General features: G+C 59.1%; 13 protein-coding genes. 5 read left to right on the top strand and 8 right to left on the bottom strand.

Going from position 1 to position 14,435, the window contains the following annotated elements:
- Nucleotides 1–37: 37 nt before the first annotated feature.
- Both MRBLMR1_RS27710 and MRBLMR1_RS27705 read left to right on the top strand, forming a co-directional pair.
- The gene (locus tag MRBLMR1_RS27710; protein ID WP_500067002.1) at nt 38–697 is read left to right on the top strand and encodes a CoA transferase subunit A; all 660 of its coding nucleotides are present in this window, start codon (nt 38–40) and stop codon (nt 695–697) included.
- The gene (locus MRBLMR1_RS27705; RefSeq protein WP_500067001.1) at nt 694–1,350 is read left to right on the top strand and encodes a 3-oxoacid CoA-transferase subunit B; all 657 of its coding nucleotides are present in this window, start codon (nt 694–696) and stop codon (nt 1,348–1,350) included. The genes MRBLMR1_RS27710 and MRBLMR1_RS27705 overlap by 4 nt, the downstream gene beginning before the upstream one ends.
- A gap of 169 nt (nt 1,351–1,519) precedes the next feature.
- Here MRBLMR1_RS27705 and MRBLMR1_RS27700 read toward each other — a convergent pair whose 3' ends face one another.
- From MRBLMR1_RS27700 to MRBLMR1_RS27665, 8 genes are all read right to left on the bottom strand, one after another.
- On the bottom strand, nt 1,520–2,725 hold the full coding sequence (locus tag MRBLMR1_RS27700) for a pyridoxal phosphate-dependent aminotransferase (RefSeq protein WP_500067000.1): 1,206 nt from the start codon (nt 2,723–2,725) through the stop codon (nt 1,520–1,522).
- 75 nt (nt 2,726–2,800) lie between these two features.
- Nucleotides 2,801–4,438, bottom strand: coding sequence for a hydantoinase B/oxoprolinase family protein (locus tag MRBLMR1_RS27695; protein WP_148144574.1), 1,638 nt, complete (start codon nt 4,436–4,438; stop codon nt 2,801–2,803).
- A gap of 16 nt (nt 4,439–4,454) precedes the next feature.
- Nucleotides 4,455–6,545: a hydantoinase/oxoprolinase family protein gene (locus tag MRBLMR1_RS27690; protein WP_500066999.1), complete on the bottom strand. Its 2,091-nt coding sequence runs from the start codon at nt 6,543–6,545 to the stop codon at nt 4,455–4,457.
- Between the two features lie 174 nt (nt 6,546–6,719).
- On the bottom strand, nt 6,720–7,565 hold the full coding sequence (locus MRBLMR1_RS27685) for a transporter substrate-binding domain-containing protein (RefSeq protein WP_148144572.1): 846 nt from the start codon (nt 7,563–7,565) through the stop codon (nt 6,720–6,722).
- 40 nt (nt 7,566–7,605) lie between these two features.
- Nucleotides 7,606–8,256 (bottom strand): amino acid ABC transporter permease, encoded by a 651-nt coding sequence (locus tag MRBLMR1_RS27680; protein ID WP_148144571.1) that lies wholly within the window; start codon nt 8,254–8,256, stop codon nt 7,606–7,608.
- Between the two features lie 9 nt (nt 8,257–8,265).
- Entirely contained in the window at nt 8,266–8,934 is a 669-nt protein-coding gene (locus tag MRBLMR1_RS27675; protein WP_148144570.1) for an amino acid ABC transporter permease, read from the bottom strand.
- Between the two features lie 10 nt (nt 8,935–8,944).
- Nucleotides 8,945–9,700 (bottom strand): amino acid ABC transporter ATP-binding protein, encoded by a 756-nt coding sequence (locus tag MRBLMR1_RS27670; RefSeq protein WP_148144569.1) that lies wholly within the window; start codon nt 9,698–9,700, stop codon nt 8,945–8,947.
- An 18-nt stretch (nt 9,701–9,718) separates the two neighbouring features.
- Nucleotides 9,719–10,192, bottom strand: coding sequence for a RidA family protein (locus tag MRBLMR1_RS27665; RefSeq protein WP_148144568.1), 474 nt, complete (start codon nt 10,190–10,192; stop codon nt 9,719–9,721).
- Nucleotides 10,193–10,628: 436 nt separating this feature from the next.
- Here MRBLMR1_RS27665 and MRBLMR1_RS27660 point away from each other — a divergent pair, with 436 nt between their 5' ends.
- The 3 genes from MRBLMR1_RS27660 to MRBLMR1_RS27650 all read left to right on the top strand — a co-directional run bounded on the left by MRBLMR1_RS27660 (nt 10,629) and on the right by MRBLMR1_RS27650 (nt 14,392).
- Nucleotides 10,629–11,381, top strand: a complete 753-nt coding sequence (locus MRBLMR1_RS27660; RefSeq protein WP_148144567.1) for a FadR/GntR family transcriptional regulator — start codon at nt 10,629–10,631, stop codon at nt 11,379–11,381.
- Nucleotides 11,382–11,882: 501 nt separating this feature from the next.
- On the top strand, nt 11,883–12,599 hold the full coding sequence (hutC, locus tag MRBLMR1_RS27655; RefSeq protein ID WP_500067047.1) for a histidine utilization transcriptional repressor HutC: 717 nt from the start codon (nt 11,883–11,885) through the stop codon (nt 12,597–12,599).
- 164 nt (nt 12,600–12,763) lie between these two features.
- Entirely contained in the window at nt 12,764–14,392 is a 1,629-nt protein-coding gene (locus MRBLMR1_RS27650; protein WP_148144565.1) for a TIGR04028 family ABC transporter substrate-binding protein, read from the top strand.
- Nucleotides 14,393–14,435: the final 43 nt, after the last annotated feature.

Below are 14,435 nucleotides of genomic sequence, written 5' to 3'. Positions count from 1 at the left end.
CAAAGCTTCAGCTCTTTAGAAATCAAAGGTCTCAAAAATGTATAAGGTGAATACCGCCGAGGAAGCCGTGCGACGGATACCGGATGGAGCCGTCCTGATGATCGGTGGCTTCGTCGGCATTGGGACGCCTCAGGATCTTGTCGATGAACTGGTGCGTCAGGGAAAGAAGGATCTGACGCTCATCGCCAACGATACAGCGCGCCCGAATGTGGGCGTTGGCAAGCTGATCGACGCCGGGCTGGTGAAAAAGGCCATCGTCAGCCACATCGGCACCAATCCTATCACGCAAAAGCAGTTGATCAGCGGTGTGATCGAAGTCGAACTGGTTCCGCAGGGCACGCTCGCCGAGCGGGTACGCGCCGGAGGTTCCGGGCTTGGCGGCGTGTTGACTCCAACCGGTGTCGGCACGGATGCAGCGATCGGCAAGGAAACGATCGAAATCAACGGTATCCCCTATCTGTTGGAAACGGCGCTCAAGGCTGACTTCGCCTTGATCAAGGCACGCAGCGCTGATTACTCCGGGAACCTCCGTTATTCGCTGACATCGCGTAATTTCAATCCGCTGATGGCCATGGCTGCTGAAATCGTTATCGCGGAGCCGGACGAAATCGTGCCGGTTGGCTGCATCGAGCCCGATGCCGTCGTTACGCCGCATGTTCTTGTTGACTTGCTGATTGCAAAGGGAGCCTCGTTATGAACGAGAAAGAGATCATCGCGAGGCGGGTTGCTCAGGAACTCAAGGCCGGCACGCTCGTCAATCTCGGGATCGGCTTGCCCACCATGGTCGCCTCCTACCTGCCTGCTGGGCTCGACGTTTCGTTCCAGTCGGAAAACGGCATTATCGGCATGAGCGCCTTGCCTGATCCGGGTCTTGCCGGAAGCAATCTCACGGACGCCGGAGGGACGCCTGCAGGCGCCCTGCCGGGAGCCTGTGCCTTCGACAGCGCCATGTCCTTCGCACTGGTTCGCGGCGGCCATCTCGATGTCACTGTGCTGGGGGGGCTTCAGGTCGACGAAGAAGGACACCTTGCCAACTGGATGGTGCCCGGCAAGATCGTGCCGGGCATGGGCGGCGCAATGGATCTCGTATCCGGCGCCAAGCGCGTCATCGTTGCGATGACGCATACCGCCAAAGGCGAATCCAAGATCCTGAAGAGATGCACCTTGCCGCTGACATCCGTTCGCCGCGTTGACCTGATTGTCACGGAGATGGGCGTCATCCAGCCAACAGAAGAAGGCCTTGTGCTTCTCGAGACAGCGCCGGGCGTGACAGTCGAACAGATTGTCGCCGCGTCGGAGGCCAAACTGTTAATCCCGAAGGTTCCAGGCGTGATGGGCATCGCAGCCTGAACTATCGGTTCGCGGGAGCGGTGTATCCTCCTCCGTCGCCGTCCCCGCTTCATTCAGAGGCATCACCATGTCCCGGCGTCAGCTTTCCTCTTTCCCAACGCTACGCCACACCAATCAAGGGCGGCATGCCCACTATTTCACAATCTGCGCCATCCGGGGGATTTGCGTCTCAAGGTTTGAGCGAGCGCACCATATTGGCCAGCCTTTCGCAGGCACTTTCGAGTTCAGGTTCGGATGCCGCGATCGATAGTCGAATAAAGCCGGGCGCAGCAAACGCAGCCCCCGGCACACTCGACAGGCCGAATGTCTGCAGCAGATGCGCAGCAAACGCCGTATCGTCGCCGAGAACGTCTCCTTCGGCGGTCTTGCGGCCCATCAGCCGCTGCACGCCGATGAAGGCGTAGAAGGCTCCATCGGGCGCTATGAAATCGATACCCTCGATCTCGGCCAGCCGGCCGGCCACGATCTTCGCGCGCCCGGCAAATGTTCGGGCACCCTCGCTGACAAAAGTCTGATCTCCGGTGAGGGCCGCGATTGCTGCCGCCTGAGCGACCGGCGACACGCATGAGACGCTTTGCGACTGCATCTTGTTGAGCGTCGAAATCAGCGCTTTCGGACCGGCGGCATAACCCAGCCGCCAACCCGTCATGGCGTAAGCCTTGGAGACGCCGTTGACGATCAGCGTCCGGTCCCGCAACTGCGGGCAGGCCTCGCCGAAGGAGACAAAGGGCGTGTCGTTCAACAGCACATGCTCGTAGATCTCGTCGGAGACGATGAGCACACGCGGATGGCGCGCCAGCACATCTGCAAGCTTGCGATATTCTTCGCCGGAATAGATCGCTCCTGTCGGATTGGACGGAGAATTCAGCATCAGCCATCTGGTCTTCGGCGTGATCGCTGCTTCGAGCTGCTCGGCCGATAACTTGAAACCGGCATCCGCACCGCAGGTCAGATAGACCGGTGTGCCCCCATGCAGCGAGACGATGTCTCCGTAGGATACCCAGCAAGGTGTGGGAATGATGACTTCATCGCCCGCTTCCAGCGTTGCGAGAAACACGTCGAACAGGATCTGCTTGGCGCCATTGGCAACCATCACCTCGTCGGTGGAATAATCCAGTCCGTTTTCCGTCTTGAACTTCTTCACGATCGCCTGACGCAGGCTTTCCATTCCCGCGGGCGCGCCATAGCGGATACCGCCCTTGCGGATCGCTTCGACGGCCGCTTCCGCAACATGCGGCGGCGGTTCGAAATCCGGCTCGCCGAGCGACAGGTCGATAATGTCGTGACCTTCTGATGCCAGCTTCTTTGCCGCCATGGCAATCGCCATGCTCGGAGACGACTTGATGCCCGCGGCACGGCGGTTCTCGAAACTCATTTTCGGCTTCCCTGGAGGATTTGACTTGATCGAAACCGGGCGGGGCCTCTGCCTCGCCCGACACTCTTGGGAGAGTTATTTCGAAGCGACGTAGTCAAAGGCGATATCGCGTTCTGCCGCAGCGACATCCCGTTTGTCAGCCGACCCGTAACCGCCGCCGCCCGGAAGCTGCAGGATTAGCCTGCGACCGGCCGGAACATGCTGGCGACCCTTGGAAGCGAGACGGGTTCCGTCATCCAGCATCACGGCACCGGCGGCACCGTTTTCACCACCTTCGCGACCGCGCGGGGGATGATCGACACGGTCGAACATGGCGTTGAAGTGCATCTCGTGACCCTCGGTCGGCGAGATTTCCACCACCTGACCGAGACCGCCGCGGAACTGGCCGGCACCGCCGGACCCGTCGCGCAGTTCCTTGCGCCAGAAGATGACCGGACCGACATGTTCTGTCGCCTCGATCGACATCGAATGCACGCCGCTCGGGAATGCCGTTGCGCTCATGCCGTCGAGCGTCGGGCGTGCGCCGGAGCCACCGCTGTTGAACAGCAGAACCTCGGCACGCTGGCCGCCATCAGCCGGAGCCTTGTCGCCCTGAAGCGGGCGAACGCTGACATGCAGGTTCCACAGCGCGCCAGCACCTTCCGCCGGCACCTTGCCCGGCAACATCTTGTGCACGGCGCCGAGCACTGCATCGGGCACCAGATGGCCAAGTACGTGGCGCACCGAGACAGGCGCCGGATGCTGGGCATTCAGGATGCAATTCTTCGGTGCCACGACGCGGAACGGCAGGAGCGAATAGTGGTTATTTGGAATATCGGGTGCGATCGCGACCTTCATGCCGTAGCATGCATAAGCTGCCGAATAGATGATCGGGCAATTGATGCCCTTCGGGCTCGGCGGCGAGGTCCCGTCAAAATCAGCGAGAATATGATCGCCTTCGACATCTAGACGTACCGCGATATCGATCGGTGAACCGTAACCATCGACCCGCATCGTGTTGGAATAGGAGCCCTTCGGTAAGGCAGCAATTCGCTCGATCGTGGCGTCATAACTGCGCTTGAAAATGAATTCGCCGAGCGTCTCCAGATCGTCGAGCTCGAACTCTTCCATCATGTCCATCAGCCGGCGATGGCCGATCTCGTTGCAGGCGGCCAGCGAATAGACGTCACCGACCACCTGATGGCTCTCACGCACATTGTTGTGCAGGATGTTGACGAGATCCTTGTTGACCTTGCCGCGCTCGGCAAATTTCATGATCGGAACGAAGATACCCTCTTCATAGACCTCGTTCGCATCCGGCCCGAAACCGCGACCACCGACATCGACCACGTGTGCCGTGCAGGCGAAATAACCGACAAGCGCGCCGTTGCGGAAGCTCGGCGAAACGACGGTGAAGTCGTGCAGGTGGCCGGTGCCCTTCCATGGATCGTTGGTGATAAAGACATCGCCTTCGAAAATGTTTTCAGGCCCGATATCGCGGATGAAGTGACCGACGGCTTCCGCCATCGCGTTGACATGGCCGGGCGTGCCGGTGACCGCCTGGGCGATCATCAGGCCGCCGCGGTTGAAGACGCCGGCGGACAAGTCGCCCGATTCACGCACGCTGGTGGAGAATGCCGTGCGGATGAGGGTGACGGCCTGCTCTTCAACGACGGAGATCAGCCGGTTCCACATGATCTGCATGTGAACGTCGGAAAGTGCATTGGTTTTCATGGATAGTATCCTCCGTTCAAGCGCTCTGCTTGACGCGTACGAGCAGGCAGCCATCGGCCTGCATGATGACTTCGCGGCTGGCGGTGATGATGGTCGAGGTTTCGCGTTCGGTGATCACGGCAGGCCCCGAGACGAAATCGCCCGGTTTCATGTCTGTGCGGTCGACGATCGAAGCATTCTGGAAGCTGCCTTCCTGCACATCGAAGATGTCGCGTGTGCCACGAACCTTTGCCGCGCCGGCCTTTGCCGTCTTTCCGATCCGCTCCGGCGGCGCGACCTTGGATGTGGCCCGCAGCGACCAGCTGACGATCTCGACATCGAGCCCGTCGATGACGCGACCGAAGAAGTGTTCGTATTGCTCGTCGAACAGTTTGCGGAACAGGTCGCCATCGGCATCCGCATAGTCACGAACTTCGATCGTCACCGGCACTTCCCAGCCCTGACCGACGTAGCGCATGTAGGCGATGCATTCGAGATCCGGATCGGCATCTGGCGCGCCGGAGCGCACGAAGGATGTCGCTTCCGCGATCAGCTCAGACACCGTATGGTTGATCGCGGCCGCATCGAAGCGGCTGAGGCGGCTATAAGCGCTGCGAACGCTTTCGAAACCGAAGGGTGCTCGCAGGAAGCCGATAGCCGAGCCGACACCCGCGCCCGGCGGGATCAGAAGTTCGGCCATGCCGAGCTTTTCGCAAAGGCGCGCGGCGTGGATGGGGGCAGCACCGCCGAAGGCGATCATGGTGAACTCGGAGAGTTCCTTGCCGTTTTCCACGGCGTGCATGCGTGCCGCATTGCTCATGTTTTCGTCGACCACCTCGCTGAGGCCATAGGCGGCTGTGGCGATATCGGTATCGAGCTTGGAGGCAAGATCCGTATCTATCGCCTTGTCAGATGCCGGGCGGTCGAGCTTCATCGCGCCGCCGGCAAACTCGTCGGCATCCAGACGGCCAAGGATGAGGTCGGCATCGGTGACGGTCGCGTTTGCGCCACCGCGGCCGTAGCAGGCCGGACCCGGTTCGGAGCCAGCACTATGCGGGCCGACGCGGATCTGGCGCATGCTGTCGATCGTTGCGATCGAGCCGCCGCCTGCGCCGATTTCCACCATTTCGATGACGGGAATAGAGATCGGCATGCCGCTGCCCTTCTTGAAGCGCCAGGTACGTGCCACTTCGAAGGTCTTTGAGGTTTTCGGCGTCTGCTTTTCGATCAGGCAGATTTTTGCCGTGGTGCCACCCATGTCGTAGGAGAGCACCTGATCGAGACCATAGCTGCTGGCGATATGGGCTGCGAAGATCGCGCCGCCGGCCGGGCCGGATTCAAGCAGGCGTACCGGAAATTCGATGGCGCTTTCAACGCTGATGATGCCGCCGCCCGAGTGGATCATGAAGACCGGGCAACGCGTGCCCTCTTCGGTCAGGCGACCGACGAGGCGATTCAGATAGGACGCCATCAGCGGCTTGACGAAAGCATTGGCGCAGACGGTGTTGAAACGCTGGAACTCGCGCATCTGCGGCGAAACTTCAGAGGAGATCGAAACCGAAATGTCTGCCTTCTTGGCGAGAAGCCGGTCTCTCACGATCTTCTCGTGCGTGCCGTTCAGATAGGAGTGAATGAAGCCGATGGCGACGCTCTCATAGCCGGCGGCGATGATGTGATCGCACAGGGCATCGACCTCATCGAGATCAAGCGGCTTCAGCACGAGACCATCGGCGCCGATACGTTCATCGACGACAAACCGTTCGTTGCGCGGCACGAGCGGCGCCGGCAGAACGATATCAAGATCATACTGTTCGAAACGGCTTTCGGTGCGCATTTCGATGACGTCGCGAAAGCCCTTGGTGGTGATGAAGGCGGTGCGGGCGCCGCGCCGCTCGATCAGCGCATTGGTGGCGAGCGTCGTGCCGTGAATGATCGTATCGATTTCGGAAAGCTCGACACCGGCGACTTCGGCGACCTGCCGAATGCCCTTGACGATCGCATTTTCGGGATAGGAATAGTCGGTCAGCACTTTGATCGAATGGAGCGTGATGCCTACCTCCATCGCAACGTCGGTGAAGGTGCCACCGATATCGACACCGACCCTGATCTGCTTGCCATCTTTCGCCATTGTCTGTCTCATGCTCCATAAGCGAGCTGTTGTTGCGTGCTGCCCGAAAACCCGTTTTTCGGCGTGCAGCGACCTGTCCCCGCCCGCGCGAACAGGCGGGGGCCAAGAGCTCTTCAGTTGTTGATGTTTTCTGTCCGGCGCGGCGGCCTTCAGCGGTCGCGCTGGATCGAGATGTTACTGCTTGCCTGTAAAGTCGACGCCCGGCAGCGTGGTCGGGAGTTTTGCGCGATCGACGCCGATCCACTTCTTGTAGAGCGCGTCGAGCGTGCCGTCAGCGGTGTGACGGGTCACGAAATCGGTGAGGAAGGCGAGCATTTCCTGGTCGCCCTTGCGAACTGCCATGCCCTGAAAGTTGTCGGCAACCTTGTACTTGCGCTCGAACTGCGCATCATAACCAGCCTGCTTGATGACGAGGCCGTAGGTAATGCTGCCGACGATAGCGTCGACCTGGCCGGACAGCAGCGACTGAACCGTCGTCGCGTCATCATCAAAACGCTTGATCTGCGTATTCGGCGGGGCGACCTTGACGAGAAGCGGATCGAAGGCGCTGCCGCGATTGACGCCGATCACGTATTTGCCGAGATCCTCATTGGCCTTTATGGCCGCGTCCTTCTTACCCCAGACGGTGATGTCGTTCGACGAGTAGGGAATGACATACTGGATCACCTTGGCGCGTTCCTCGGTGATCGTCATGGACGGCACGAGGAAATCGACATTGCCGTTGACCAGCAGCGGAATGCGGTTCTGGCCGGTGATGCGCTCGAACTTCACCTCGACGCCGAGTTCTTTGCCGATCAGCTTGGCGATCTCGATGTCAAACCCGTCGTTCTGGCCCTTGGGATCGATGAAGCCCCATGGAAACTGATCCATCTGCACACCGATCGTGGCAGTACCCTTGGCCTTGATCTCTTCCGGCGTCACGGCGAAAGCCGTTGTGGCAAAGGAGGTCGCAGCCAGAAGCACGGCGGCGAACCCGCCCATGACTTTCGAACGCGCAAGGGTCAATGCTGTATTGAACATGTGGTCACCTCTGGTTGGTTTCTTTTCATGCGTTCTTGTTTTACCGAGCGGCGTTGAGGCGCCTTTCGATCTTTGCGCTGCAATAGGTCAGGGGTACGCAGATGATGAAGTAGATCAGTGCGACCGCCCCATAGACCTGCAGCGGCTGAAAGGTGATGTTGGCCATCAGCTGCCCCGATCGGGTAAGCTCGGTGAGGCCAAGCAGGGCGGCGAGCGCCGTGCCCTTGATCAGGTTTACGAGGAAGCTGATGGTCGCCGGCAGGCCGATGCGGAAGGCTTGCGGCAGGACCACATCGATCATCCGGTGCATGTAGCCGATGCCGAGCGCTCGCGCCGCTTCGCTTTGACCATCCGGCACCGCCTGGATGCTGCCGCGCCAGATTTCGCCGAGAAAGGCGCTCGTGTGCAAGGACAGGCCGATCGTCAGCGCCACCCAGATATCCACTTTGAGCCCCAGAAGCGGCAGGCCGAAATAGACGAAGAAGAGCTGGATCAGCAGCGGCGTGCCCTGAAAGATCTGGATATAGGTCGCCATCAGGATGCGCAGCCAGCCCCATTTGCTGGTTCGCCCGAGTGCCACGGCAAGCCCGAGCGCGCCGCCGAGGGTGAAGGCAAGCAGCGACAGGACAACCGTCCAGCGTGCGCCTTCGAGCAGAAAGAGGAACTCACCCCAACCGAATTGACGGATCATCTCGCTGCCTCACTTTGCCGGATAGGAGAAATAGACCCGGCCGATCACGCCGAGAGCGATGGAGAAGAACTGCGACAGCGCCAGGTATATGACGCCGAGCGTCAGATAGATCTCGAAGCTGCGGAATGTCTGGGCATCGAGCGTCTGGGCGAAATAGGTCAGTTCTTCGGCGGAAACCGATGACATCAGGCTGGAGTTCAACATCATGAGGATGAACTGGCTGCACAGAGCCGGATAGACAGCGCGGATCGCCGGGCGAAACACGATGAAGCGGTAGATGTCGACCGCATGCATGCCGAGCGCCCTACCCGCCTCGATCTGGCCGGGGCGAATGGACTGGACGCCGCCGCGGACGATCTCGGCCGCATAGGCCGCACAGTTGAGCGTCATTGCAAGGATTGCGGCCTGTTCGCCGCTCAGGCGAATGCCGATCGCCGGCATGCCGAAGAAGACGAAGAACACCTGCACGAGGATCGGCGTGTTGCGGATCATCTCGATGTAGCCGACGGCGATTGCTTTCAGCGCCGGCTTCTTGCTCATCCGCATCATCATGAAGACGATGCCGAGCGACAGGCCGAAGATCATCGATAGCGACGACATCTTCAGAGTACCGATCACGCCATCGACCAGCGACGGCCAGGCGGCAAACACGGGGGCGAAGTCGAATGTGTAATTCATCACCCGCCCCTCAGTGATTGAGGATCTGGCTGAGGAAGGTCTTGGTACGCTCATGGCTCGGATTGCTGAAGAACACATCCGGCTTGGCGCTTTCAATGATCTCTCCGCGATCCATGAAGATGACGCGGTGCGCCACGGCGCGGGCAAAGCCCATTTCATGCGTCACGCAGATCATCGTGATGCCATCGTCTGCAAGCGAGATCATCGTGTCGAGCACTTCCTTGACCATTTCCGGATCGAGCGCCGATGTCGGCTCATCGAACAGCATGATCTGTGGATCCATGCAAAGCGCCCGAGCGATTGCGACGCGCTGCTGCTGGCCACCGGAGAGCTGAGCGGGATATTTCTGTGCCTGCTCGGCAATATGCACCCGTTCCAGATGGCGCATCGCCTTGTCCTTTGCCTCTGCTGCGGAAGCCTTGCGCACGCGGCGCTGCGCCAGCATGCAGTTCTGCAATACCGTCAAATGCGGGAAGAGATTGAACTGCTGGAACACCATGCCGACATCGCGGCGGATGTGGTCGGCATTGGAGCCCTTCTGGCTGAGCGTCGTGCCGTTGACGGCGATGCTGCCTTCCTGGATTTCCTCCAGATGGTTGATGCAGCGGATCAGCGTCGACTTACCGGATCCGGATGGGCCGCAAAGCACGATATGCTCGCCGCGCCCGACTTCAAGGTTGATCCCCTTCAGCACCTGCAGGTGGCCGTACCACTTGTTGACGCCGCTCATGGAGATGGCTTTTTCCGAAATGCTGGTCTCGTTCATGGCCAGTTCCCCTTTTTGTCAGGCTTCAGGTGCGATTTCGAAGATCGCATCGACTTCGACGGATGATCCGCGCGGCAGCGAACCGGCACCGAGCGCCGTGCGTACATGGCGACCCTTGTCGCCAAAGATCTCGACGAGAAGATCGGACGCACCATCGATGACCGCGGGATGTCCTTTGAAGTCCGCCGGTGCATTGACGAAGCCGCGCAGCTGGACGCACGCAACGACACGATCCAGATTTCCCTCCAGCGCCGCATTGACGCGTGCCACGATATTCAGTGCGCAAAGCCGGGCAGCCTTGTAGCCATCTTCGGGCAAGAGGTCTTTGCCGACGACACCGACATAATGCTCGACGCCATCGATCCTTGGTATCTGACCTGATACGAAGAGAAGGCTCCCAACGATGCGATGCGATATGTAATTCCCAGAGGCTGGCGCAATCGTAGGCAATACGATACCGAGCTCTGAGAGGCGTGCGGAGACGACACCCATAGCGACTTTCCATCCGATTTTTAAAGATGCGCCAGAAGCGCAACCATGTTCCCGGAGCAGGTCGTCATAGGCTTGATGGCCTTGGCTGATCGCCTGCTCACTTCTTATGGTTTGAGATTATTGAAATACTATCTCTTGTCAATAAGAAAATTAGTGATGCTATCACTTGGTGAATTCAGGCGATTTATCAAATCTAACTATCTGATTTATATGTATTTAGACGTGATAATACGACATAAAGATTGCATCATTTAAAGCACTTCTCGGATTCTTTTTACTGCTATCGCAGGGATCGAAACACACGGAAAAATCCAGTGTGCGCACTCTATCAAACAAAAGATGTATTAAAGAGATAGCATCACTACGATAGGTCGTGCTACCTTGCTGCTTATCAAGACATGCGCAGACCGCCAGCGCTTCACAAGACGGGTGATTTTTGGACACTTTGACGGGCCGAACCATACAGGCACTGAAAACGCATATCAGCGACAACCAGCTTTCGGCCGGCATAAAGCTCGGCTCACTCAACGAGCTGTCACAGCAATTCGGAGTGAGCAGAACCGTTATCCGAGAGGCGGTCTCGGCGCTGCGTTCTGAAGGTGTCGTCGAAGCACGGCATGGCGTCGGCGTGTTTGTCCGCGATATCCCACGTGCCGGCGCCGAAGACCCGGGCACATTCGATGCTGACGTTGCCCTCGCCCCTTTATCTCGGCTCAAGACATCCTTCATGGATCTTCTCGAACTCAGGATGGCATTCGAGGTGCATGCGGCAGGCCTCGCCGCCGTCCGGCGCTCTTGGGCGCAGGAATCGAACATATGGAATGCCGCGCGTCAGTTCGAGGCTTCATTGGATGACGAGGCTGCACTCGATCATCTCGATTTCGTCTTCCACCGCTCCATTGCGGAAGCGACCAACAACGGCGCCTTCATCGAATTCTTCAGCCTCATGAGCCTGCAGATCCTGCCGCAGCCCGCTTTTTCCAAAGAGCTGAACCCTGCGCTCATAACGTCTGACTATGTGCAGAACACCGTTGTCGAACACCGTGCAATTTGCGAGGCGATCAGCACCGGAAGCCCGGAAAAGGCGCGTGAGGCCATGCGGGCGCACTTGAACCGAAGCCATCTGCGCTATCGCGGCTTTGCGGATGGCGGCGCATCGCCGCTCAGCAATGTGGCAAGAGATGACTGAGAAGCCGCAATTGCAAAAAATACTGCACTGGCGCTGATGTTGTTTAGTAACCTGAGACATCCCGAGCGGCAGAATAATACGGCGCAGTGAGCAAAACTTCGTTGCCCAACTTATAGGGCAACAGGCCAAGAAATTTATTCAGAAAAAATCCGCATCCGAGCGCTTATCTAAAAGCGAAGCGGCGCAGATAGACTGACCTTAACCCGCCGGCAACGGAAATGTGCTCGGGTGAGATTTTATCGCCCATTACCTCAATGGCTCCGATGACCTTATAAGCCACCGGGATCACTTGCTCATCTTCGGTTGTCAACGAGAGCGCGTTGACCGAATGGTGAAACAGTGGTGTGTCGAAATGGTCTCCCAACGCCTATACCTCCGGAGAAGGCGCTAGATCCAAAGCCGCCCGAACCGAAACTGTTGAGAGCGCAGATAAGCGGCGATTGACGGGCTCGGCGTGAAGTGTAGACCTGCATCGACACTGCCCAACCGGAGACCGCCCGCATTTCCAAAACCCTGACCCTTCACCGCAAGATTCTGGCGGATATCGAGGAAAAGATCGTTTCCGGCACATGGCCGCCCGGCCACCGGATCCCTTTCGAGGTCGATCTTGCCGCGCATTACGACGTCTCGCGGATGACTGTGAACAAGGTGATGGGCCAACTGGCACAGGCTGGCCTGATCGAGCGCCGAAAGAAGGGTGGAAGTTTCGTATCCCAGCCCAAGGCACAATCAGCCGTGCTGGAGATCCACGATATTGCCGACGAGGTGCGCTCCCTCAACCTTGAATATTTCTATCAGCGGTTGTCGATCACCCGCCGCAAGGCGATCGGGGAAGAGCTAGCATGGTTTGCGACCGGCACGCCCGGCGACGTCCTCTTCGTCACCTGCCTGCATCTTGCCGCAGGCCAGCCGTTCTGCCTCGAAGAGCGCGCAATCAATCTTGTCACCGTACCGGCCGCGCTCGAAACCGATTTCATCTCGGTCGCACCCGGCCCCTGGCTCTCTTCGCAAATTCCCTGGATCACCGCCCAGCACCGCATCCAGGCCGTGCCTGCCGACCGCAAGGAACACAAGCTCCTCAATCTCACCCCGAAAAATGCCTGCCTCGTCATCGAGCGCCGCACCTGGAATACATCGGGAGCGGTGACCTGGGTGCGCATGACCTATCCCGGCAATCGCCACGTCGTCACCGCGGATTTTCGTCCGGCGTCCGCCTGAGTGGATGTAACGCAGCGGCAGCAAGACCGGAATGCGATTGTTCTAACAGCCTCCAGACAGCAAAGAAACTTCCGCGCTTGCCTTCAAAATAGAATAGCAAATCCATAGAAATCTGAAGCAACTGGATAGGCTCATGGTCATCGATCAACCGCGAGACCGGACCTATGACGCGCTATCGGAAACTTCTTTCTCTCAGCCTCGGATTGCTGGCTGCCACGACACTTGCAACGGCCAGCCTCGCGGCAGACGCGCCGGTCAAGGGCGGCACGCTCGTCTATCTTGAGCAGCAAGCCCACACCAATCTCTACCCGCCGGCGGGCGGCTTTTACCCCAACGGTGGTATTCTCAACCAGATCACCGACAAACTGACCTACCAGAACCCGAAGACGCTGGAGATCGAGCCCTGGCTGGCGGAATCCTGGACGGTCAACGACAACGCCACCGAATACACGTTCAAGCTCCGTCCCGGCGTCACCTTCTCCGATGGCACACCGGTTGATGCCGCAGCCGTCGCGAAGAACTTCGACACCTACGGCCTCGGCAACAAGGAGTTGAAACAGCCGGTTTCCGAAGTGGTCAACAATTACGAGCGTAGCGAAGTCATCGATCCGCTGACGGTAAAGTTCACCTTCAAGAAGCCCTCCCCCGGCTTCCTGCAGGGCACGTCGGTGATCGGCTCCGGCATCGTCTCGCTCTCGACCCTGGCGCTGCCCTTCGAGCAGCTTGGCGATGCAACGAAGATCATCGGCTCCGGCCCCTTCGTGGTCAATGCCGAGACGCTGGGCAAGTCGCTCGATCTGAAGGTTCGCGAGGACTATAACTGGGGACCGGCGAAGCTCGAACATCAGGGCCGCGCCTATCTCGACGAGATCAACTACATCATCACCGCCGAAGACAGCGTGCGTATCGGCGCTCTTCTCGCCGGTCAGGCCGATTTCATTCGTCAGATCCAGGCCTATGACGAAGGCCAGGTCGAGGCGCAGAGTTTTACCATCTATGCGCCCGGCACGCGCGGCGTGAACAACTCGATCGTATTCCGCCCGGATAATCCACTGGTCGCAGACCTCAAGGTGCGCAAGGCGCTGTCGCTCGCGGTCAACCGCGACGAGATTCTCTCGACGATCTTCTCGAAGAACTACCCGAAGGCGACCTCGATCATCGCATCGACCGCAATCGGTTACGTACCGCAGGAAGACAAGCTCGGCTATGATCCGGAAAAGGCGGAAGCGCTGCTCGACGAAGCCGGCTACAAGCTCGGTGCAGACGGCATCCGCGCCAAGGATGGCCAGAAGCTCGTCCTGACTTCCTATGAATCGCTGCCACAGCCGCAGAGCCGTGCGGTTCTGCAGCTGATTGCACAGCAATGGTCGAAACTCGGCGTCAAGCTGAACGTGTTGGCCGGTGACGCCGGCAGCAAAGTGGTCGATGAACTCGATCCGCTGAAAACGCCGGTCGCCGTCGCCATGGTCGGCCGTGCAGATCCGGACGTGATCAAGAGCCAGTATTATCCGACCAACCGCAACGTGCTGGTGCAGAAGGGCGGCGTCAGCGACAAGGTAAAGACCTTCTCCGACGACAAGCTGAACGCCATCCTGAACGAAATCGCCTCGCAGCCGGATCGCGAAAAGCGCCTGAAGGCGGTGGCGGATGCGCAGGCCTATGTTCTCGATCAGGCCTATGCCGTTCCGATTTTCGAGGAGCCGCAGGCCTTCGCTGGAGCACCCTATGTCAAGGGCGTCGCCTTCGAAGCGGTCGGTCGCCCGGCCTTCTATAGCACCTGGCTCGACAAGTAAGCGCCGATAACCAACAGGCCTCCCAAGCCGCACGGATGGCAGC

This window comes from Neorhizobium sp. LMR1-1-1.1 (genome assembly GCF_040675795.1).
Classification (GTDB): domain Bacteria; phylum Pseudomonadota; class Alphaproteobacteria; order Rhizobiales; family Rhizobiaceae; genus Neorhizobium; species Neorhizobium cellulosilyticum.
This window is presented reverse-complemented; position numbering and strand designations above follow the sequence as displayed.

Bases quoted from the DNA above. Each gene is read 5' to 3' on its own strand.
- MRBLMR1_RS27710 (WP_500067002.1), top strand. From the start codon at position 38: ATGTATAAGGTGAATACCGCCGAGGAAGCCGTGCGACGGATACCGGAT.
- MRBLMR1_RS27705 (WP_500067001.1), top strand. From the start codon at position 694: ATGAACGAGAAAGAGATCATCGCGAGGCGGGTTGCTCAGGAACTCAAG.
- MRBLMR1_RS27700 (WP_500067000.1), bottom strand. From the start codon at position 2,725: ATGAGTTTCGAGAACCGCCGTGCCGCGGGCATCAAGTCGTCTCCGAGC.
- MRBLMR1_RS27695 (WP_148144574.1), bottom strand. From the start codon at position 4,438: ATGAAAACCAATGCACTTTCCGACGTTCACATGCAGATCATGTGGAAC.
- MRBLMR1_RS27690 (WP_500066999.1), bottom strand. From the start codon at position 6,545: ATGGCGAAAGATGGCAAGCAGATCAGGGTCGGTGTCGATATCGGTGGC.
- MRBLMR1_RS27685 (WP_148144572.1), bottom strand. From the start codon at position 7,565: ATGTTCAATACAGCATTGACCCTTGCGCGTTCGAAAGTCATGGGCGGG.
- MRBLMR1_RS27680 (WP_148144571.1), bottom strand. From the start codon at position 8,256: ATGATCCGTCAATTCGGTTGGGGTGAGTTCCTCTTTCTGCTCGAAGGC.
- MRBLMR1_RS27675 (WP_148144570.1), bottom strand. From the start codon at position 8,934: ATGAATTACACATTCGACTTCGCCCCCGTGTTTGCCGCCTGGCCGTCG.
- MRBLMR1_RS27670 (WP_148144569.1), bottom strand. From the start codon at position 9,700: ATGAACGAGACCAGCATTTCGGAAAAAGCCATCTCCATGAGCGGCGTC.
- MRBLMR1_RS27665 (WP_148144568.1), bottom strand. From the start codon at position 10,192: ATGGGTGTCGTCTCCGCACGCCTCTCAGAGCTCGGTATCGTATTGCCT.
- MRBLMR1_RS27650 (WP_148144565.1), top strand. From the start codon at position 12,764: ATGACGCGCTATCGGAAACTTCTTTCTCTCAGCCTCGGATTGCTGGCT.